The sequence below is a fragment of the Bacteroides sp. NGMCC 1.200775 genome, assembly GCF_040798045.1.
GTDB classification, from domain to species: domain Bacteria; phylum Bacteroidota; class Bacteroidia; order Bacteroidales; family Bacteroidaceae; genus Bacteroides; species Bacteroides hominis.
In genome coordinates, this window is sequence record NZ_JASCQK010000005.1 from 40,356 (window position 1) to 62,295 (window position 21,940).

Annotated in this window: 19 protein-coding genes; 4 read left to right on the forward strand and 15 right to left on the reverse strand. The window is 44.3% G+C overall.

The genetic code is table 11. The annotated features are described in order from the left end of the window. Positions 1 to 114: 114 nt before the first annotated feature. Positions 115 to 1,155 (reverse strand): acyltransferase, encoded by a 1,041-nt coding sequence (locus QK890_RS13975; RefSeq protein ID WP_032540915.1) that lies wholly within the window; start codon positions 1,153 to 1,155, stop codon positions 115 to 117. A gap of 399 nt (positions 1,156 to 1,554) precedes the next feature. Here QK890_RS13975 and QK890_RS13980 point away from each other — a divergent pair, with 399 nt between their 5' ends. The 3 genes from QK890_RS13980 to QK890_RS13990 are packed head-to-tail and all read left to right on the forward strand — an operon-like array spanning position 1,555 to position 5,013. After that, positions 1,555 to 2,247, forward strand: a complete 693-nt coding sequence (locus tag QK890_RS13980) for a succinate dehydrogenase/fumarate reductase cytochrome b subunit (protein ID WP_005782920.1) — start codon at positions 1,555 to 1,557, stop codon at positions 2,245 to 2,247. A gap of 37 nt (positions 2,248 to 2,284) precedes the next feature. Further along, entirely contained in the window at positions 2,285 to 4,228 is a 1,944-nt protein-coding gene (locus tag QK890_RS13985) for a fumarate reductase/succinate dehydrogenase flavoprotein subunit (RefSeq protein ID WP_005782919.1), read from the forward strand. Positions 4,229 to 4,257: 29 nt separating this feature from the next. Then, on the forward strand, positions 4,258 to 5,013 hold the full coding sequence (locus QK890_RS13990) for a succinate dehydrogenase/fumarate reductase iron-sulfur subunit (RefSeq protein WP_005782917.1): 756 nt from the start codon (positions 4,258 to 4,260) through the stop codon (positions 5,011 to 5,013). A gap of 78 nt (positions 5,014 to 5,091) precedes the next feature. On the opposite strand, the gene QK890_RS13995 is transcribed toward QK890_RS13990, so the two are convergent. From QK890_RS13995 to QK890_RS14045, 11 genes are all read right to left on the reverse strand, one after another. Continuing rightward, positions 5,092 to 6,222 (reverse strand): PepSY domain-containing protein, encoded by a 1,131-nt coding sequence (locus tag QK890_RS13995; protein WP_032540916.1) that lies wholly within the window; start codon positions 6,220 to 6,222, stop codon positions 5,092 to 5,094. A 6-nt stretch (positions 6,223 to 6,228) separates the two neighbouring features. Then, positions 6,229 to 7,449: a DUF4374 domain-containing protein gene (locus tag QK890_RS14000; RefSeq protein ID WP_032540917.1), complete on the reverse strand. Its 1,221-nt coding sequence runs from the start codon at positions 7,447 to 7,449 to the stop codon at positions 6,229 to 6,231. A 10-nt stretch (positions 7,450 to 7,459) separates the two neighbouring features. Continuing rightward, complete coding sequence (locus tag QK890_RS14005; protein ID WP_032540918.1) at positions 7,460 to 9,874, reverse strand: TonB-dependent receptor; 2,415 nt, start codon at positions 9,872 to 9,874, stop codon at positions 7,460 to 7,462. 112 nt (positions 9,875 to 9,986) lie between these two features. Beyond that, positions 9,987 to 10,829 (reverse strand): helix-turn-helix domain-containing protein, encoded by an 843-nt coding sequence (locus QK890_RS14010; protein ID WP_032540919.1) that lies wholly within the window; start codon positions 10,827 to 10,829, stop codon positions 9,987 to 9,989. A gap of 462 nt (positions 10,830 to 11,291) precedes the next feature. After that, positions 11,292 to 12,308: a fimbrillin family protein gene (locus QK890_RS14015; RefSeq protein WP_032540920.1), complete on the reverse strand. Its 1,017-nt coding sequence runs from the start codon at positions 12,306 to 12,308 to the stop codon at positions 11,292 to 11,294. A 54-nt stretch (positions 12,309 to 12,362) separates the two neighbouring features. Further along, positions 12,363 to 13,328 (reverse strand): DUF5119 domain-containing protein, encoded by a 966-nt coding sequence (locus tag QK890_RS14020; protein WP_044301712.1) that lies wholly within the window; start codon positions 13,326 to 13,328, stop codon positions 12,363 to 12,365. A 6-nt stretch (positions 13,329 to 13,334) separates the two neighbouring features. Further along, on the reverse strand, positions 13,335 to 14,309 hold the full coding sequence (locus tag QK890_RS14025) for a DUF3575 domain-containing protein (RefSeq protein WP_044301710.1): 975 nt from the start codon (positions 14,307 to 14,309) through the stop codon (positions 13,335 to 13,337). A gap of 347 nt (positions 14,310 to 14,656) precedes the next feature. Then, positions 14,657 to 15,778, reverse strand: coding sequence for a DNA-processing protein DprA (gene dprA, locus QK890_RS14030; RefSeq protein ID WP_367627414.1), 1,122 nt, complete (start codon positions 15,776 to 15,778; stop codon positions 14,657 to 14,659). Beyond that, the gene (locus QK890_RS14035) at positions 15,775 to 16,179 is read right to left on the reverse strand and encodes a thioesterase family protein (protein ID WP_005782900.1); all 405 of its coding nucleotides are present in this window, start codon (positions 16,177 to 16,179) and stop codon (positions 15,775 to 15,777) included. The genes dprA and QK890_RS14035 overlap by 4 nt, the downstream gene beginning before the upstream one ends. Positions 16,180 to 16,181: 2 nt before the next feature. Continuing rightward, the gene (locus tag QK890_RS14040; RefSeq protein ID WP_005812518.1) at positions 16,182 to 17,423 is read right to left on the reverse strand and encodes a peptidase U32 family protein; all 1,242 of its coding nucleotides are present in this window, start codon (positions 17,421 to 17,423) and stop codon (positions 16,182 to 16,184) included. Between the two features lie 57 nt (positions 17,424 to 17,480). After that, a complete protein-coding gene (locus QK890_RS14045; RefSeq protein WP_005822479.1) occupies positions 17,481 to 17,939 on the reverse strand; it encodes a DUF2059 domain-containing protein in 459 nt (152 codons plus the stop codon). Positions 17,940 to 18,033: 94 nt separating this feature from the next. On the opposite strand from QK890_RS14045, the gene dusB reads away from it, so the two are divergent. After that, entirely contained in the window at positions 18,034 to 19,011 is a 978-nt protein-coding gene (gene dusB, locus QK890_RS14050) for a tRNA dihydrouridine synthase DusB (RefSeq protein ID WP_005812515.1), read from the forward strand. Here the strand turns inward: dusB and QK890_RS14055 are convergent. Genes QK890_RS14055 through QK890_RS14065 form a run of 3 tightly spaced genes read right to left on the reverse strand, consistent with a single transcriptional unit; the run spans position 19,004 to position 21,888 of the window. After that, a complete protein-coding gene (locus QK890_RS14055) occupies positions 19,004 to 19,969 on the reverse strand; it encodes a phosphatase PAP2 family protein (RefSeq protein ID WP_005782893.1) in 966 nt (321 codons plus the stop codon). The genes dusB and QK890_RS14055 overlap by 8 nt on opposite strands. Continuing rightward, positions 19,960 to 20,967: an NAD(P)-dependent oxidoreductase gene (locus QK890_RS14060; RefSeq protein WP_186993716.1), complete on the reverse strand. Its 1,008-nt coding sequence runs from the start codon at positions 20,965 to 20,967 to the stop codon at positions 19,960 to 19,962. The genes QK890_RS14055 and QK890_RS14060 overlap by 10 nt, the downstream gene beginning before the upstream one ends. Positions 20,968 to 20,988: 21 nt before the next feature. Continuing rightward, the gene (locus QK890_RS14065; RefSeq protein WP_005782889.1) at positions 20,989 to 21,888 is read right to left on the reverse strand and encodes a cation diffusion facilitator family transporter; all 900 of its coding nucleotides are present in this window, start codon (positions 21,886 to 21,888) and stop codon (positions 20,989 to 20,991) included. Positions 21,889 to 21,940: the final 52 nt, after the last annotated feature.

A 21,940-nucleotide genomic window follows, 5' to 3' on the forward strand; every position in this document is an offset into this window, starting at 1 on the left:
CAGACCTTCTGTTCCAATACCCTCCATTATATACCAGGACGATAACCATTACCACAAAACTTTATAAACATCCACTTCCTTGATGAAGCTTTTATTGGTGAGTTATTCCACGAATTATTTATTTAACAGTGCTCTAATTCGCCTATTCATCGGCTTCTCAAAATAATAGTAAGAGAGCAGGCTTAACGAGACGATGACACAAAATAGAATCGGAATGGAAACATACCAGACTATATGAAAGTTATTTTCTTTCTGCCACTCCGCATAAGATAACAAAACAAAAAGATGAATCAGGTAAAAGCTAAAGCTAATCTCTCCCCCAATCACTAAAATACGATTGGACAAAAGACGTGAAACCCATCCCTTTTGCAGAGAGAAACTGATCAGGATGAACGCGATCGGCAGCCAATAGTAACAAGAATACCGATATACTTTAGGAACTTCAGCAGCATATAGATAGAATACCAAAAATAAGACGATCGATATTATTTCAATAATACTTCCTTGGAAAGATGTGATGTTTTTATTTTTCAAACGGTCGTACAGTTGAAACAACAACATGCCGACTATAAAATCCGGAAATCGAGCAATCGGATTAACATACCAATATCCTTTTATATCACTTTCCGGAGTAAAATACATACCGACAATAACCAATATAGCGGAAATTAAAAATACACAGAACAAACCCTTATAGTTTCTTGCTATCGGCACCAGAAATGGAAAACAGAAGTAAAAAAGCTGCTCGCAACATAAGCTCCACGAAGGACTGTTAAATGAAAAAAAGTAATCAGCTTTAGGTATATAGGCATTTGTTAATGTGAGTGAAGCCAAAAAGTGCTTGCTCCAATCCGCAAATCCCGATGCAATTACATAGCCTCCTAAAGCGGCAGCAATCAATAAAGTCAGGACATGCAAAGGATAAATACGGGCTATGCGCGCTACCCAGAAAGACCGTTTGGTCATTTTGCTTTCACTTAGTTTCTTTTGATAATTGTATGCTATAATAAAACCGCTTAGTACGAAAAAGAAACTAACACCGACAAAACCTTCTTTAAAAAAATGAAGATTGAAAAAGTCGTCTATTACATAACAATGTGCTCCAAAAACCATTAAAGCAAATATAAGTCGCAAAGAGGTGAGTGTGTTTATCATAAATCTGGTATTGCCTGTTTCTTTTGATCATTCCTTCTCTGGGATGCAAAATTAAGAAAAGAACAGTTCAAATATGCACTAAACAACTTCTTTTTATACAGATTAAGGTTAACTTCTTAAAAACAAATAATTTACTCTTCTAACAGATTCACAATAAATCACTTATAAACACAACCGGCAATCCTTTGCCAGGTTTCCTCATGGAGTGCTTTCAGTCAATCAGTTACTATTTTACCGGCCCTATTTATCCTGTTCCCTCCGGCCACTTCGGATTAAAGAATTATTTCTTTAATTCTTTGGTTAATCAATGTATTTCGTGTACTTTTGCACAATGAGAAAGAAGGCTCGTAAAACAGAAATTATAGTTCTAACAATTAAATAATTTAAAATCAATCATTTATGTGGTTAAGTAATTCATCTGTAGGAAGGAAAGTGGTGATGAGCGTTACCGGTATCGCCCTTGTCCTGTTTCTAACGTTTCACATGGCGATGAACCTTGTTGCGATCATCTCGGCTGAGGGTTACAACCTGGTTTGTGAGTTCCTGGGAGCAAACTGGTATGCGTTGGTAGCTACGCTGGGCCTGGCTGCCCTCTTCGTGATTCACATTATCTACGCTTTCTGGCTGACAATCCAGAATCGCGCAGCACGTGGTAGCGAACGTTACGCCGTAGTTGACAAACCCAAAACCGTAGAATGGGCATCACAGAACATGCTGGTGCTGGGTATTATCGTTATCTTAGGTTTGGGCCTTCACCTCTTTAATTTCTGGGCTAAAATGCAGTTACCGGAATTGATACACAACATGGGAGGAGTAGCAGACACAACTTATGCTGCCGATGGTGTTTATCACATCATGAACACTTTCTCTAACCCCGTATACGTAGTGCTGTACCTCGTTTGGCTGGGCGCCCTTTGGTTCCATCTGACTCATGGTTTCTGGAGCTCTATGCAATCTCTGGGCTGGAACAACAAGATTTGGATCAACCGCTGGAAATGCATCTCCAACATCTATTCAACCATCGTTGTTGTATGCTTTGCTCTGGTAGTAGTCGTATTCTTCGTTAAATCGTTGGCATGCGGTGCTTGCTAAATTGTAAATTGTAAATGATTAAATTGTAAATAGCATTATGACTAAGATAGATTCAAAAATTCCTGAAGGCCAGCTCGCCGAAAAATGGAGTAACTATAAAGCTCATCAAAAACTTGTTAACCCTGCCAACAAACGTCGCCTTGACATTATCGTTGTAGGTACCGGACTTGCCGGGGCATCTGCCGCCGCTTCTCTGGGCGAAATGGGTTTCAGAGTATTCAATTTCTGTATTCAGGATTCACCCCGTCGTGCTCACTCCATCGCAGCACAGGGTGGTATTAACGCAGCTAAAAATTACCAGAATGATGGTGACTCGGTTTACCGTCTTTTCTATGATACAATCAAAGGCGGTGACTACCGCGCACGTGAAGCCAACGTTTACCGTCTGGCCGAGGTATCAAACGCTATCATTGACCAATGTGTAGCTCAAGGTGTACCTTTTGCACGCGATTACGGTGGCACACTCGATAACCGTTCATTCGGTGGTGCACAGGTATCCCGTACGTTCTACGCCCGTGGCCAGACCGGACAGCAGCTATTGCTGGGCGCTTATTCAGCATTGAGCCGTCAGGTACAAAAAGGTACTGTTAAACTTTACACTCGTTATGAAATGCTCGACCTCGTTGTTATCGAAGGACGTGCACGCGGTATCATTGCCCGCAACCTCGTAACCGGTGAAATCGAACGTTTCGCCGCTCATGCTGTAGTAATCGGCACAGGTGGTTACGGAAACGCTTTCTTCCTTTCTACAAACGCGATGGGGTCCAACGGTTCTGTTGCCATCCAATGCTACAAAAAAGGTGCTTACTTTGCCAATCCTTGTTTTGCTCAGATTCACCCGACCTGTATCCCGGTACACGGTGACAAGCAGTCTAAACTGACATTGATGTCAGAGTCACTTCGTAACGACGGTCGTATCTGGGTTCCGAAGAAGATTGAAGATGCCAAAGCATTGCAGGCAGGAACTAAAAAGCCGACTGAAATTCCTGATGAAGACCGTGACTTCTATCTGGAACGCCGTTACCCCGCATTTGGTAACCTTGTTCCCCGTGACGTAGCTTCACGTGCTGCCAAAGAACGTTGTGACGCAGGTTTTGGTGTCAACAACACCGGTTTGGCCGTATTCCTTGATTTCAAATATGCCATCGATCGTCTGGGTGAAGATGTAGTTCGCGCCCGTTATGGTAACCTCTTCGACATGTACGAAGAGATCACTGACGAGAACCCGTACAAGACTCCGATGATGATATTCCCTGCTATCCACTATACAATGGGTGGTATCTGGGTTGACTATGAATTGATGACCTCTATCCCGGGTCTGTTCGCTATTGGCGAAGCTAACTTCTCTGACCACGGTGCCAACCGCCTGGGTGCATCTGCATTGATGCAAGGTCTGGCTGACGGATATTTCGTATTGCCTTATACTATCCAGAACTATCTGGCCGACCAGATTCAGGTACCACGTTTCTCTACAGACCTGCCCGAATTTGCGGCAGCAGAGAAAGAAGTGAAAGATAAAATCCAGAAGATTAAAGCTGTAAACGGAAAACATTCTGTTGACTCAATCCACAAGAAACTGGGTCACATTATGTGGGACTTCGTAGGTATGGCTCGTACTAAAGAATCTCTGCAGAAAGCTCTGACAGGTATTCAGGAAGTGAAAAAAGACTTCTGGACCAACGTTCGCATCCCGGGTGAAGTAAACGAACTGAACGTAGAACTTGAAAAAGCCCTCCGCCTGATCGACTTCATTGAAGTAGGTATGTTGATGGCTCGTGACGGTCTGAACCGTGAAGAATCTTGCGGTGGACACTTCCGTACAGAATATCAGACTCCGGAAGGCGAAGCATTGCGCGACGATAAGAACTTCTCTTACGTAGCATGCTGGAAATACACCGGTGAAGATTCAGAACCGGAATTGATCAAAGAAGACTTGAACTATCAATTCGTGAAAGTTCAGACTCGTAACTACAAGTCATAATTCGGTTAATCAATTAAAGGAAAACAAAAATGGATAAAAATATATCATTCACGCTGAAAGTATGGCGTCAGAAAAGCCCTAAAGCGAAAGGTGCTTTTGAAACATACCAAATGAAAGATATCCCGGGCGATACTTCATTCCTCGAGATGCTGGATATTCTGAACGAACAGATCATCAATGATGGTGGCGAACCTATCGTATTTGACCACGACTGCCGCGAAGGCATCTGCGGTATGTGTTCTCTTTACATCAACGGACACCCACACGGACCTGCAACTGGTGCTACTACCTGCCAGATGTATATGCGTCGTTTCAAAGACGGAGATACTATCACTGTTGAGCCGTGGCGTTCTGCCGGTTTCCCGGTAATCCGCGACTTGATGGTTGACCGTACGGCCTATGACAAGATCATGCAGGCCGGTGGTTACGTAAGCGTAAACACAGGTGCTCCTCAGGATGCCAATGCCATTCTTATCTCTAAGGACATCGCTGATGAAGCCATGGACGCTGCCGCATGTATCGGTTGTGGTGCTTGTGTAGCTGCTTGTAAAAATGGTTCTGCCATGTTATTCGTATCAGCCAAGGTTAGCCAGCTGAACCTGCTTCCACAAGGTAAAGTAGAAGCTGCCCGCCGTGCAAAAGCAATGCTTTCTAAAATGGATGAACTGGGATTCGGTAACTGTACAAACACACGTGCTTGTGAAGCAGAATGCCCGAAGAACATCTCCATCAGCAACATTGCCCGCTTGAACCGCGATTTCATCATCGCAAAACTGAAAGACTAAGCAAAACTTAGCATTTGATTAATAAGTAGGAAAATTCCCCGCCGGCATCGGCGGGGAATTTTTTTTATATGAAAAGTATTATTTCTTACGATGTCTACGATACCAGATAATGAAGCCGGTCAGGGGAAGTGAAGCACCTATCAGGCTTGCAAAGAACATTAGAATTTTACCGGGAAGCCCCCAGATACGTCCGTCATGAATTTCCAGATTCATACGACGGAATTTATCAGCAGCAGAAGCCTCGGTATATTTACCGGCATAAGGACCCGATCCTTTCAAAGGAACCAGTGTATATTGATCAAAAAACAAATTATCCGTACGGTAGTAAGAACCTCTCTTATGCACAACACTGACACGGAAAACTCCGTCAGCCTGCCCGGGCAAAGCAAAATAAAAGGTTTTGGCAGCAGGTTCTTCACTGCGTAACCGCGTATAAAGTAGGTCCAAAGGCGCCTCTACACGACTGCCCACCTGTAACGTATCAGATAAAGGAAGCACATAAGGCTTCAACTCTTCACCACCGGATGTAATGCCATATACGGCCTTACTAAACCAGTTCAAACTAAAGATCAATCCGGTAAAACACAAAATGAACAACAGAAAGGACGCATAGAAACCTACGATATTATGCAGATCAAAATTCAACTTTGAAAATGTACAAGGACGTCTCATTGTCAGTCGTTGTACAAGCGCCTTACGTGTCCAGCGCCTGGGGCACCAAAGCACAATACCCGTTATCAGGGTAATCAGGAAAATCAATACACTGTAACCAACAATAGGACTCCCGATCTCCCGTGGAAGCCACAAAGTGCGATGCCCGCCAAGCACAAACCGGAAGAAATCAAAATCACCGCTCTTCTTTATTACCGATTTCAATACCCGTCCATCATATGGATCGATAAAAACCGTGCTCATACCCATCTCCGGACGATAATAATCCACCCATACCGCATCTGATTCTTCTCCGTAAGTGATGGCTGTGGCAGACGCTCCTTCCATGACAGAATCTGCAATGGCAAGTATACGGGAAGGTAACAAAAACTCTTTCTCTTGCGGGTCTACAAAACGCCAGGGCTGCATGGCATCGGTTATTTCGTCTTTGAATGCATACAGACAACCGGTGATACAAACAATGAAAACGACTATTCCCGAAAGCAATCCAAGCCACAGATGCAGTTTTGCACAAGCCTTCCGAAAAGTTTTGCCCATCTCTTATCAATCCAAGCGGAAGAACCCGCCAACAAACGTAGTTGATACTTTGGCACCTCTGACTGCAGTAGCTGTCTGAGGATCTACCTGATATATATAAGTACCTTCTGAGGTAGTTACCGGACGATAGACATAGCCTCCATCCACCAAAGCGGCAAAACGTCGCCCACCATCTCCGTTATGCACCGGAATCTCTTTAATATCACGTACCGTTTTGTTATTAAGATCGATGATGCAACACTTCAGGCTTTTATCTCCCCAACGGTCAGCCGACGTTTGCGGACTGATGGTACTGACCTCAGCAAATACCAAACCATTGCCGATATATTTGATATGGGCAGGCTTCAGACCTCCGGAAACCGTTTCAAAGTCAAAATAATAGTCATCGAAACGCGTTTCACCTTTAGGGATGCGAAGGAAAGCAGCATTCTTGGTGCCCTGCGAGAATCCGTTAGCTATGGCAGAATTAGACATGATATACATGTCACCGGACTCTACCTTAAAAATGCCGTTAAACGCATTCCACGAACCGGCAGGGCCGGTACGCGTATCTTTCATCAGCGTTTTAAACTTCATATCCGGATAAGAATATACCGCAACAAAAGTAGTATCCGTATATAAGGTTTCAAAATTTGTAGGGTTCATCGGGAAATAGGTAACATATACATTGCCTTCGCTATAACACATACCGGTGATACTCGGCCATTCGAGCTGGTTCAGTGGAAATACCGGAGTCCGGACCTGGGAGGTGATGGAAACATCACTGATATTCACCGTATATAAAGTCATCTTGTCTCCACTCTCCTTATTGGCCGGAAGCTCCAGACCGATCATAGCCTGTCCGTCCATTTGAGTAAAGGCATTCAGCGAACTATTAAAGACAAAATCTCCACGCTCTGCCAGGTAGCCGGCTGCATCACGCACAATTCCTGTTGCACTGGTCAATCCCAGTCCACCTATACTAAATATGGTTTGCTCTCCTTGCTCATAATCACGGTATCCGTTCTGCTCAATCCCTTTACCCACCGCATTGATCGTACCGGACATCAGCTCAGATGCAGTAACCACGTAGTAAGTGGTAGTTCCATTTGAATTGATACCCAAGCTAAGCACATAGGGAGCAAAAGGGGGTTCCTCGTTCCCCAACCCCTCTTCTTCGCACGCCGTAACAGTCAATAAAGTGCAGGCAGCAAAGAAATACATATAAATTCGATAAATTGTATTCATCAGACTTTTTTTATTTGCTAAAGAAATATCTTAGTTTCACATTGAAAGCACGGCCGGGTTTCTGTAACCGGTAGTTATCATATAATTTCTGATTGGTCAGATTGGTACATTCAACGACAACACTGTACTTCCCGTTATCCATTGAATATCCCAGTGCCAGGTCGTGCGAAAACTGTTCGGGGATCACCTTCTTGGAGCTTTTCGCTCCCAGCCCCGGGAACGAAAGATAATATGAATGAATGTAATTCAGATTATAATCAAACGTCAGTACGGAGTTTCGCCAAAACAAATCATGGAAACGGAAGCCTGCATCGGCATTGGCAAATAAATACGGAATGTTTGGCAAACGCTCTTTGTAGGTAATGTTCTCTGTGATACCTTCACCCACAAAGCTATCTTTAGTCTTTTCATACCGCTGTTGGTCTGTAATATCCTGATAAGTGAAATTGGCCCCCATATGGAACAGATCTTTATAGTTGTATCTGACGGCTGCCTCCACGCCTTTGGTCAAGACCTTGCCCAGATTCTCGTAACCCGTAGTCGGGTTACTGGTCAGGCTGACTCCTTTCAGGATGAAATCCGTCGTATAACGATAAATAAAATTTCCGTCGGCCGAAAGCTGGTGTGCCCCGAAAGTTCGAATGAAGCTCAATCCCAGATTCAGGTTCCGGCTGCTTTCCGGCTTCAAATCCGGATTCCGTTGCTGAATTAATCCGTCTCCAAACATCTCAATACTTTCCGGCAAACGATAAGCATGCTCATAAGAGAATTTCGCCTGCAAAGAAGGCAAGATATAATAAGTAGCGGCTGCGCCATAACCAAAGTTGGTCTTGTGGTCCCGTACCTTCTCCCAACGGGCATTTTCGGTATATTCATCCAGCCGCTTATAGGTAGAGCTATATAACTTATACATCTTCCCAAACACATTGGCATTCCAGCGGTCATAACGAATCTGCCATCCCAGCCCGGTAATGTTCTTGGTCAGCTGTTGAGGTACATTGTTGTTTTCGTCATCCGGACGTACTTTATCATTCATTGTTCTTCGCATTGCAGAAACAACATGATTCAATATCAATGATTGGTGAGTATCGATCACATAACTGATGTTTCCGTTCCCCAGCCATTCGCGGTTCTTGATTTTAGAATCTGTATAATACCCTTCATCGGCCGAAGTAGATGGAACCGACTCTCCCAACCAGTTGTAGCGGCGGGTGATCGTATCCACATTAAAAGAATTTACCGAACTATACGTTCCATAAAGTGACAGCGAAAGCCCGTCAAGAAACAAGTCGTCTTTCTTATAACGGATAGAAGGGATAACAGACTCACTTTTCATTTTCACTCCGCCGTAGACAGCATCCATGGTAGCACCCGTCTGCACATCCTTATCGTTCTTTGACACAATAATGCCCGCAAGCAGATAATCTGCAAAAGGTTTACCGGTTATTCCCGTTTCCAGGCGGATACCGCCCGATTGATAGCCATCATGAAAGCGTTTCACCCATCGTTCGTCCACCTTTTTATTGGTAGCAAGGTCTATGATGGGTGCAAATACCTTATAATCATTATCCGAATAGTTATAGAATGCATTGGCGCGGACAGTAAATCCGGTCTTCAAATGGGTATAAGCCCCATTTACCGAGACTTTATGAGTATTGAAAGATCCAAACGAATAAGTGGCATCCAGGTAATTAGCATCTTTGCGGCTGACAATATTCACTGCCCCTCCCAGGGCATCAGCACCCAGGTTCACGGGTAATACACCTTTATATACCTCTACACGCTCTGCCATGTTGGCGGAGATATTGGCCAGATTAAATGATGATCCGAAGTTGTCCATCGGTATACCATCCAGAAAGAATTTCACCTGATTGCCCGAAAACCCGTTCAGGCTGAAATTATAGTTGGATCCTACCCCACCTTCTTCACGGATGCGGACGCTCGATACATTATTCAGCAATTTATTAAGGGGAGCAGCACTATTATAGGCCTTTTTGATATCAAGTACCGATATGGCATACGCCTGTTCCTGCTGACGACGAGCCTCGGATTTCCCAATCACTTGCACTTCATCCAGTTCTTCCGCCTGAGTATCAATCTCTATGTCCGGAATCCGATTTACCGTCCCGGCAATCACACGCACCGGCACTTTCTTAGTCTTTACTCCTATGCCCGATACGACAATAGTCTGATTACCCGCCGGCACATCATTAATATGATAAATTCCTTTTTCATTGGTATATCCGCCGATATAAACACCTTCAATAGCAACGGCAACCGGATAATAGGGCTGTTTCTCCCGATCGACGATTCGACCTGTAACCGTACCCTTACTTTGTTGTTGAACACCGGCATGTAAAACGCTTATAGACAAAGCAGAAAAGAAGCATAACAGAAATATTCTGTACAACAATTTGTGGTTCATCAATCACTATGTTTAATTAGGGCGCAAAGGTACAACCCTATCCATAGAGGGGCAATCACTATATATAGGTATTCCGAAAAGGATGGATACCTACTTTCTGCGAGCAGAACAGCTATTTATCCTTGGGATTCCGAATTGCCCGGGGCGAAGCACCGAACGACTTCTTACAAAAATTGGAGAAATGGGGCAAAGACTCAAAACCATATTTGTAACAAATCTCCGAAATGGTGGCATTGGTATGCTTGAGATCATACATAATCCCCTCCTTACGGCGTTTCAGCATCCATTCGTAGACCGGTTCGTGGAAGATGGTATTAAAAATACGACGGAATGTAGTTACGCTATATCCTCCCATATGGGCCAGTTCCTCTACGGTTTTCACCCTCATATAGTTTTGCAGAACAAAATACTGAAAGCTATTGGTATATTGTGAGAGCGGATGAACCAATGAAGACAGGTCATAGTCTGAATAATAATACCCCAAAATAAAAGCAAGTTCTTTCCGTTTGAGTGATAACAGCTCCCGACAAATTTTATTTTCACTCAAATAGTTTTTCGATCCTTCAAGGAAATATTGCAACTCCGGGATAATTTTGAGAGGTGAGTAAATCAACGGTGCCGGAATTTCATTCATAATGTAGTTATAGCGTTGTTCACAAAAAAGCTCCGGCTGGTTAAAACTGTAACACACACACTCTACATCTGTCATAGCCAATACTTCCAACTTCGATCCGATGGCTTGAAGAATAAACTCTCCGGCACGTAACATCGTTCCGGCATATTCCTGACTATTGACTAATATCTCCCCTTTTAAGAGGAAAATCATCAGGTTCTCTTCACACTTCTGGGCAGGACGATGAAAACCTCTCGGATGAGAAGCATGCATAATGGCATTATCAACAGCCTTGGGACATATCTGACAGTTCATCTTATCTCCACAGAAGGAGTCGGACATAGCGCGTTGTGTTTTGTTTATGTTGCCGACAAATGTAGGAGATTTTTTTGAAAAAACAATTAAGAAAGAAGAAAATGGCATAAAAATAGGTTCATCCGACAAATACGTAACTGGATATCTTTCTCAATAGGATTGGTAATCAGAAGATTATATTTACCATAGTTTTCTTTTCAATGTAAAGGTATTTACCCCGGCATGTAAAAGCATTTACCTCGGCATGTAAAGGCATTTACCTCGGTGCGTAAATGAAGCCGGCATGCAATGCAACGGATACCCTCCCATGGGATGCATCAACTTATTTGGAATTAGGTATTGCTTAATCTATATTTAAAAACTGCAGGATTCAAGTATAAGACATAAATCCTGCAGTTTTCTATTTATACAAAAGGATGGACAGTGCCATGGGGAACAATATTTAAATTTTCAGGGAATATCATTTTAATGTCCTACAGTTTATAAAACTCAATTAGCAGGAGTCTCAACCTCATTATTATTCTCGGTATCTTTTGTCCAGTCATCAACAGCTGTTACTGCCCAAGCTATAGAAGTAGCGTCATTAGTCAGCGCCAATGTATAACGTACCTTTTTACCCATTTCCCATTTACTCTGTCCATCACTACTAATCATAATTTCCTTGCCAGTAGTAAAAGCATCGTAAACAACATCATCATTTTTATCCATTACTTTATACTTCACAAGTATCTTCGCTGTATTAGATAAAGTTTGCGGTAACAACATCATTAAGTCAGTGGTATCTAAAGCCTTCACAGTAGTTCCATCGCCAGCCACTTGATTAGCAGTACTAGTCGTACTTAATGGGTAAGTATAGGAAGCAGTAGCAGTTGTTGGATTAGTCCAGCCAGTACCATAATCATAAGTTGCTTTACTGCCAACCCCAGAAATAGAAATCTCTGTTACCTCATAAGTCAACCCATCATTAACTTTAGATTTTATTGAGAAATTGACTTGAGTGAGAGCATGTGAGAATGTGAAATTTACTGTGGCGTCAGTTTTAGTTAAATCATTAACTTTTGAAACCAACAAGTCCTCTTGATCTTTAACATTAGAAGGTACTTCATAATCAGTTATTGCAGGATAAGTGCCAGTAGATTCGGCTGCTAACTCCGTAACTTTTGTTGAGGAATATGCAAAAAATTGTATTTTGCCCTCATTAGGCCAATAATAGGTCTTAGTTCCATTCCAGTTTGAGCCATCAACACTCCATGTAATAGATTCTTTCTCGATAATGTTTTTTGCCAATGTACCGACACCCATTGCTGCATCACCAGTATTATACGCATATACCGTAAACCCATTGGTCTTCAAAAGAGCTAAATCTGCCGATACAGCTCTTGTCGTTTTACTAACTACACTGTTGAACCCAATCTCCGCATTCTGTGCAGCCTTTTCAATCTCTTCATTCTGTGAGCAACCCGTAATTGCCATTGCAGCAACTGCTGCGAATAAAATCTTCTTCATAATAGTATGTTTTTTTAAGTTATTAATGTTTTATCTGTATGTATTCCTTTTTTCTTATCCAACGGGCAACTCCACATTTGTTTCGTCGTCCCAGTCTCCTACATCACCGCCAATGCCGCCACCTCCACCCGGAGGTACCTCCACATCGTCTACTTTTATTTCGTCTTCTATTTCAACTTCAACCAATGTCGGCGGTTTCGTTTCATCTCCTTCTCCTCCTTCACCACCACCGGTAGGTTCTTGTACGGCTTCCGTTATATTAATCTTCACTTCCTGCACCGACTTGTCCACCTTAATAATCATCAGGTTCATCATCACCGGAAGTTCGGTCTCGGCACGGCTAAGAACAACTTCGGGTAGCCCAAAAGTGGTAAATACCCCTTCTATCTTTCCGCCTTTCACGTTCAGATCAATATTAATCGGACAGGCATCACACATGGCATAACCTTTTCCTAAAAAATAATGGTCTGCCATCCCACCGACACTCCCTATCACAGTAGAAACATTACTCAACCCCTGTGCTTTGATGCTAAAAGAGTAAGTTCTGACTACCAGCCTTGGTTTCAGTTCCAGCGTCAATGTCTCCTCACTATTTCGTACATCCAGATCATCTATGTTTATCACATAAAGCGGATCCGGCCCCCAAACCATCTTTTCTGTTCCGGCAACCCCAAACTTACAGAGATTGGTGTAAGCCTGAATGGTTTCATAAGATTCTTCTCCACGAATCAAGACCGTTTCTGTATCGTAATTGTAAACCACAACCGAGTAATGTCCGGGAGGTACCGGTACCTCTCCACCGGTTGCCGACAAATATGCACTCTTCTTTTTACCTCTTCCATCTTTCGGATAAAAGATAACCTGCATTCCCTCCGGTAGTTTCTCTGTCACTCCTTCCCAGTTTAGCGCGATCCGTACTCCACTAACCGGATAATCATCCAGCAGTTCCCGCCGGCTGCATCCCGTCATCAGCAACAACGGGCAGAAAAGCACAAAAAGCAACTGTCCTATATCTTTCATCCATCTCTATCTCCTTGCCGTTATAAGCCAGACCAATGATACCTTGGCTTTGGTAGGCCCAATAAAATTGTAACGTCCGCTATTTGTCCAGACTAACGAGCCTTCGTAAGGAGTATACTTACGGTATTCTGTTGTCAAGTATCCCACTCCCACACTAAACTCAAACGAAAGATGGCGGGCTACCTGTTTCGCATATCCATACGTAAACCCCGAGGCTGCATAATACTTTCCCTGATAACCATCTCCCTTAAACTGGAAGTCGTAAATACCTCCTTCTGCATAACATCCCAGAAAATGTCCTGTCAGCCTGCCGTGTTTCCGGCGATTTCCTAACCAGCAACGTCCTTCCACCCCTCCCGAAAGCAGCTGATAGCAGAACTCTTCTCTGCTGTTCAGCCACCAGGGACATTTGTATTCAGTATTCAAAGACCAACGCTTACCTAATGGTATTTCCACTTCTATATTGGGTGCCAATGCCAAGTCATAAAGCAGATTGTTCTTCACGGCCAATACCGTTTGCCGCCGCACCTTCTCCGATTCCATTACTGATTTTTCCCTATTTACCATGACAGGCTCTCCTCCGGCAAGTTTACCGGGAAGCGGTTTAGCAGTTTCCACTCCATATACCGGCTTTACTTCTTTTACCGTCATTGCCGGAAGCCGTTTTCTTTGCGGTACCGACAGTTCCGGTAATATCCGGTTCGCAATGTAATGGTAAGCTTTTCCTCCGTTAAGCCGACGCAATAAAGACTCACATCTTACAGGATCATCACGATGGTAATCCAATAACATCAGTACATCTCTCTGATCGGGCACCTGTGAATCTGCAGCAATCTTCTCGTACAAAACAGACCAGTCTATTTTTTGAAAATCGAACCCTTCTTTCCTTATGGCATCCGTCATCGTCATCATCGCAGAACCTTCACCCGGCAAAAAGAAAAGGATCCCCCAAAAGATGAATATATAGATGCGATTCTCCATAGTTGCTCTATTTGTATAAAGCAAATATAGAGCTTTGAAATTAAACGAAATACACTTAATCTAACTAAATAAAGGGCCTGGTTTGTTGTGTGAAACGATTGGAACGATTTTGCAAGTTTGACGGGGTTTATCCTTCCCTAAAGACTGCTAAATAAACAGGAAGAAGAGACATTATAAAGGCATATCCGTGAAAAACCGTGAAGGAATTCAAAAGAGAGACAATATTCAGGGAAATATTTGGAGAATCATCCGAAGAGAATTACATTTGTATTGTGATTTTTTTCATAGTATTAGATTTAAGGTTAACAAAAGGTTGGAGTCAGGCGTGACTCCTTTTTTTTGCCCCTTTATTTAAGCAACTGATAGACTCCTCCCGCCAAGACCCGGATTACTCCTTTCATTTCCAGCTCAAACAGAATGACACTGATCTTATTGATAGGAATATCAGCCTGCACCATCAACGCATTGATCTGCAAATCTCCCAGCCGTCCGAGAATATCTACAATCTTCAGTTCTTCGGCAGATAAATCAGGGAAAAGATTCCGCTGTACGGTTGTCGGTTTAATAGTATGTGAACCGGTATCCCACCCCATTGCCTTCACAAAATCCGCCGCAGACTCCAACAAAACAGCCTTATTGTCCCGTATCAGCTGATTGCATCCTTTCGAATATTCATCAGTGACCCGCCCCGGGAAAGCAAAACAGTCGCGATGATAACTCCCGGCAATATCCGCCGTAATCAGAGAACCGCCTTTAGCGGCAGACTCCACCACAATAGTGGCATCGCTGATACCGGCAACAATACGGTTCCGACTGATGAAGTTATGTTTATCCGGATTTGTTCCGGAAAGAAATTCAGTTAACAGTCCACCCTGCCGGAGCATATCAATGGCTGTTTTACGATGTAACGAAGGGTAAATACGGTCCAGCCCATGAGCCAATACCCCCACAGTAGGAAGCTCGACAGCCAGTGCTGCCCGGTGGGCATTGATATCGATCCCATAAGCCAATCCGCTGACAACAAGTACATCCGGACATAAAGCCTGCAAATCCTGCAGGAAGCTAACGCAAATTTGTTTCCCGTAATCCGTTGCATTACGGGTCCCGACCATATTAATAATGTGGAAAGCATTGAGATCGGCTTTTCCTTTAAAGAATAATACGACGGGAGCATCATCGCATTCACGCAGTCTGGAGGGATAGCCCTCATCTGCCATCGTAAGGCAAGAGATACGGTTATCCCGTACAAACTCATATTCCTGTTCGGCACGCTTCAATGCCTGTGGAGAATCCAATGCTGCGACAACTGCCTGATTCACTCCGGGTAAACGATCGGGCAATTCAGTCCGGTAACGGAATACATCGGCAGCACTCCCTATACCGTCTACCAGACGTTTGGCACCTATATGCCCAACGCCCGGTATTTGCGTCAGTGCAATACTGCATATCCGTTCTTCATCGGTGCTCATTGCAGGTAAGGCGCGAAAATCCGGTCGAATAATTCACTATCGCTCAAACGTCCATTTACCACACATACCGTTTCCACCGTCGATTTAACGACAACCTTATTATCGCTTTTCCGGAAGATGTCCTGATAGAACACATATTTGATACCTTCTTTCTTCATATACAATTTGGAAACGAATTCATCACCACTCTTTAATGGGGTTTTGAAGGCCATATTAATACGGGCTACCACCGGGTCCACTCCCTCTTCGTGCAGTTTTGCAAAACTTACGCCTACCGATGAAAGAAACTCATGACGGGTATGTTCCAGATAATGTTGATAATTAGCGTTATTCACAATGCCTTGCAGGTCGCACTCGTAGTCACGTACCTTTAAAGTAAGTTCATAGATATACTTTTCCATCTTTATTCCAGTCCTTTAAATTTTTTCAGTTCTTCGGTCGAAACCAATTTATACAGTTTGTCACTCGGACGTATCTTATCCAGCTTCATAGAGAAGTGCTCTCCCTTCTTCACGGTTTCTACCGGTTTCAGGTCCACACGGGCCTCATCGAGCGTAGCAAACACAGCTCCGGTAGTAGGGCCGGTAATCAACAGCTTATCGCCTACACTCACTTCAGCCGCTTCCACCAGGAATTCGGCTACACCAATGTTGGAGAAGTATTTAATACCTTTCCCCACATAGATCTTACGTTCGGTTGCCGCCGATCCGTAATTCTTAGTCCATTCTCCCAGACGCTGTCCCAGATAGTAACCGTCCCAAAAGCCCCGGTTGAATACCGTTTTCAAGCGTTCATCCCACGCCGCAATCTTCTCGTCGGTAAACGTACCATCCAGACAGGCCTGAATAGCCTGCTTATAACACTCGACAACAGTACGTACATATTCGGGCCCACGGGCACGGCCTTCAATTTTGAATACACGCACCCCGGCATCCATCATTTTATTCATGAAATGAATGGTCTTTAAATCTTTGGGCGACATGATGTACTGGTTGTCAACCTCAAGTTCCACATCGGTATCCTTATCACGGACAGTGTAAGAACGACGGCAGATCTGCATGCAGGCTCCCCGGTTGGCAGAATGATTCATTTCATGCAAAGACAGATAGCACTTGCCCGAAACAGCCATACAAAGCGCTCCGTGGCAAAACATTTCGATACGGATCAGCTCTCCGCCCGGTCCACAGATATGTTCTTCCTGAATCTGACGATAGATCTCCGCTACCTGTTCCAGATTCAGTTCGCGCGCCAACACCACTACATCGGCAAATTGCGCGTAAAACTTCAAGGCTTCTGCATTCGAGATATTCAATTGCGTAGACAGATGCACTTCCTGGCCAATCTTGTTGGCATAACTCATCACCGCCACATCGGCGGCAATCACAGCCGAAATACCCGCTTCCTTGGCCGCGTCGACAATGGTACGCATCAGTTCAACATCCTTGTCATATATGATGGTATTCACCGTCAGATAACTCTTCATTCCATGTTCGTCACAGGTCCGGGCTATCTCGCGCAAGTCCTCAATGGTGAATGTATTGGCCGAACGTGCACGCATGTTCAGATTCTCAATACCAAAATAAATAGAATCGGCTCCCGCCTGGATGGCTGCCGCGAGCGATTCGCGTGAGCCAACCGGAGCCATTATTTCAAAGTCACTTATCTTATACATAGTTACCAATTATAAGTTACGAGTCCGCAACTACTGAATATATCCTTTTTCTTTCAGGTTTGCCACTATCTCCTGGGCAATCCCCATTCCGATCTGCTGACCCGCTTCCATGGCCTCGGCAGTCATCACCGGAGTGGACTCGGCCAGCTTCTTTCCCACAGGAGATTCATAGAACTGGGTAATCTTTTTCAGGTCGTTTATCGTCAGATACCTGTAATAAATAGATACATATATATCCATAAACTGTGTGTTTGCCTTTTCGGACAACTGCTCTTCAAAAGTTTTCCAGAATTCATCCGGAACGTTCGAATAAGTATGTTTCATCATCCCGATCATCTGCGGAACCATCGATTTCACAGTAGTCATAGCGCCCGAGGCCTCGAGCATCTTGCTTAACGCCTCTTTATAAGCAGCATCCTGAGCCGAAACGGAAGTGGCAGACAAGATAAAAGTCAGGCACAGAGCAATGGAAAATAGTCTTTTCTTCATAATTTCTATCCAGTTAAATAAATGAATGGAGTGCAAAGGTAGGGGTTTTTTCCGTACTTTTGCAGCCAAATAATGAATAGAAAATCGTAAAAAGATGAAAATAGGCCACATAGACCTGGGTGAACGCCCTGTATTTTTGGCTCCGATGGAGGATGTCACCGATCCCGCTTTCCGCCTGATGTGCAAAAAGTTCGGAGCCGATATGGTATACACAGAGTTCGTCTCGAGTGATGCTTTGATACGTTCCGTCAACAAAACAACTCAAAAACTGACCATCTGCGACGAAGAACGTCCCGTCGCCATTCAGATATACGGTAAAGATACGGAAGCCATGGTTGGCGCAGCCCGGATTGTAGAAGAAGCACAACCGGATATATTAGACATCAACTTCGGCTGTCCGGTAAAGAAAGTTGCCGGAAAAGGAGCAGGCGCCGGTATGTTGCAGAATATCCCGAAGATGCTTGAAATAACCCGTGCCGTAGTAGATGCAGTCAAAATACCCGTTACTGTAAAGACCCGTCTGGGATGGGATGCGGACCATAAAATCATTGTCGACCTGGCCGAACAATTACAGGATTGCGGTATTGCGGCATTGGCCATTCACGGACGTACCCGGGCACAGATGTATACGGGCGAAGCGGACTGGACCCTGATAGGGGAAGTAAAGAACAACCCGCGTATGCATATACCGATCATAGGAAATGGCGACGTAACTTCGGCTACCGGTGCCAAGGAGTGTTTTGAGCGGTATGGAGTAGACGCTATCATGATAGGACGTGGCAGCATCGGCCGCCCATGGATATTCCGCGAAGTGAAGCATTATCTTGAAACCGGAGAAGAATTGCCGCAGGAATCCTTTGAGTGGTATCTGAATGTATTGCGTGAAGAGGTGCTGAACAGTGTAGCCCGCCTGGACGAGCGCAGAGGGATTATCCATATCCGCCGCCATCTGGCAGCAACTCCTTTATTCAAAGGAATACCCAACTTCCGGGAAACACGCATCGCCATGCTGCGAACAGAGTCGGTAGAAGAGCTTTTCCGGATATTCGATGGACTTCACCCCATCACTTAAACATCGGCACTGCAAACCATTTCTTGAACATCTTTGTCACCAGCACATACAGCACGAAAGCAGAGATAAAGCCCGCAATCGCATCAATCAGATAATGTGCCTGAATATAGACAGTAGCTCCGCAAAGCAACAGATAGAGCGGCAACAGGCAGGCAAAAAGTTTCTTGCTGCCACGCCAAGCCATAATCATCAGAATAGTCGAAACACCGACATGCGAACTGGGAAAAGCCGCCGTAGGACGCTCTCCCACTTGTTGCGAACCCTCTACCAGGCTATAAAAGAATCCATGCTGATAGCCGGGGCCCGGAAGCAACTCCTGATTGTGATTGAAATAATCGCCAATGGCAGGAAAGACACCTTGTGAGACAGAATCCATACCAATGGCAGGGAAATAGAACTGAGGACCGGCAACCGGAACGAATATATAAATAAGGTAGTAGATGAAAAAGCAGGTGACCAGTACAAACGACATCTTCTCAAACAGATCGAACCGATAGATGAAATAGAACAACGTCACCACCAGAATCATCGGATAATATGCGAAGTACCCCATATTGAAGGGTTCACTCACCCACATTTGCGGAAACGCGTGGCAAAACCATACGGCAGGTTGCCCTCCGAACATCCACTGTTCGGCCGTAGCAAAAAGATGATCCAGGTTGGGGAAGACACGGTTGAACTCAAAAGTATCCGGATACCAGTATGACAAAAGACTCATCTGGATAGCGATACGCACAAAAGCGGAAAACTTACATGGAGCCAACCGGTAGAGATACATCAGCAAAAAAGTCATTGCCGCAATCACTGCCCTGTCCCACAACATGTGGAGCGGATGGTCCATCCGTTGAAACATGAATAAAATCAAGATAGAAGTTAACAGATTATATATCAATGTTATCTTCTCAACAGCAAACAAGCCCTTACGGCTTTCTACACGTTTAAATAAATCTAAAGCCATCCTTCGTTCTTATACCAGGCAATCGTTTCCTTCACTCCCTTTTCCAAATCGTATTCAGGAGCATATCCCAGTTCTTTCACAGCCGGAGTTATGTCGCATTGCCAATTTCTTTGTTTCATTATTTTATATTTGTCCGAATTCAGTGTGCTGCTCTTTCCCGAACGGGTCGCTATAAATTCGGCGAGCAAAGATACGACTTTTAGCACAATTAACGGACATTTGATGTGAATAACCAACGGATCACCCAATTCTTTTTGAATCAGATCGGAGAAAGCCCGGCTTTTATACACCTTCCCGTCAGACAGGAAGTAAGCGCGCCGGGAAACCTCCTTCTCGATTCCCAGGAAAATGGCCTGTACAATATCTTTCACATACACAAATGTCAGATCCTGCCGTTTATATCCCACGGAGAAATCCGTATGCTGCCGGATGGACTTCGCCATCAGGAAATAGTCTGCCTCACGAGGTCCGTACACTCCCGTCGGACGGTAAATGACATACGGAAAACCGGGCAGGCTCTGGATATAAAGTTCCGCTTTCAGCTTACTTAATCCGTAAACCGTATTCGGAGCCGGAGTATCTTCTTCACGGATAGGAGTATAATCCTTTTCACGTATCGGACCGAATACACTCAGGGTACTGATATAGATAAACTGCTTGGGAATCATATTAAGCTCGCGCAACGTATCGACAAAATATTTGGTCTGCAGATAGTTGACACGGTCGAAGTCGTTCTTGTCCGCACACTTGGTCACGCCGGCACAATGGACGATATAATCGAATTTATTGTACGTACCTTTATGGCCGGACAGTTGTGCCCGCAACTCATTGGGGTGTGCAAAGTCCAACTCAAGGAAGTGAATCTTGCGTTCTTTCAGGTATTTCTTACTGCTGGATGCACGGATCCCCGCCCAGACACCAAACCTGCGTTTCAAAGCTTCCTGAACAATGAAACTGCCGATAAATCCGCTTGCTCCGGTAATTAGAATACTCTCCATAAAATTCAGATCAAATGATAATTATTTCGTTGGTTCCACATGAATGCCTACATGGGTTCCTTTCCCAAACATCTCTTTTAGTTTATTTTCGATAGCAGTAGCCGTGCCATGCGCCTCTTCCAGCGTTATCTTCCCATCCATGCGGACATGAATTTCGATGGCATAATAACTGCCGATCCTGCGGGTACGCAAATGGTGGGGCTGACTCACTCCCGGAAAAGAGAGTACGGTCTGTTCAATCTCTTTCTCGACATCGTCCGGCAAGGACTTTTCAAGCAGTTCGTCCACACAAGGAATCAGCAACTGCACAGATACCTTCATAATAAAGAAACTGACTACCACTGCGGCAATCGGATCGAGTACCCGCCAATGATCTCCCAGCAAAATGGCCCCTCCAATACCGATAGCCGTTCCGATGGATGATAACGCATCACTCCGGTGATGCCAGGCATTGGCTACCACGGCCTGAGAATTTAACTTCTTGCCCTGAATCACGGTATACTGATACAGTATCTCTTTTGACACAATCGACACCAATGCCGCCACCAATGCCACTACACCGGGAGACTCCAACTGTCCGCCCTGCAAAAAAGTATAAATGGAAGAGGCACCATTCCAGAAGATACCGAAGCCGACACACAAAAGTAACAACCCGATGATGGCCGTAGCCAATGTTTCATATTTGCCGTGCCCATAATCGTGCCCCTTATCTTCGGGCTTCCCGGCGATACGGACAAAGACAATGACAACAATATCGGTGATGAAGTCGGATAGTGAATGGACAGCATCGGCCAGCATAGCCGCACTATGCCCGGCAATTCCGGCAAAGAATTTAAAAACGAGCAAAAGGAAGTTCACGATACTTCCCACGATCGTTACTTTATAAATTCCCTTCTCCCTGGAAGACTTTTCACTTTCCATTTGTTAGATTATTCATAATGTGAGGGGCAAATGTACATGAAAATCTTGAATT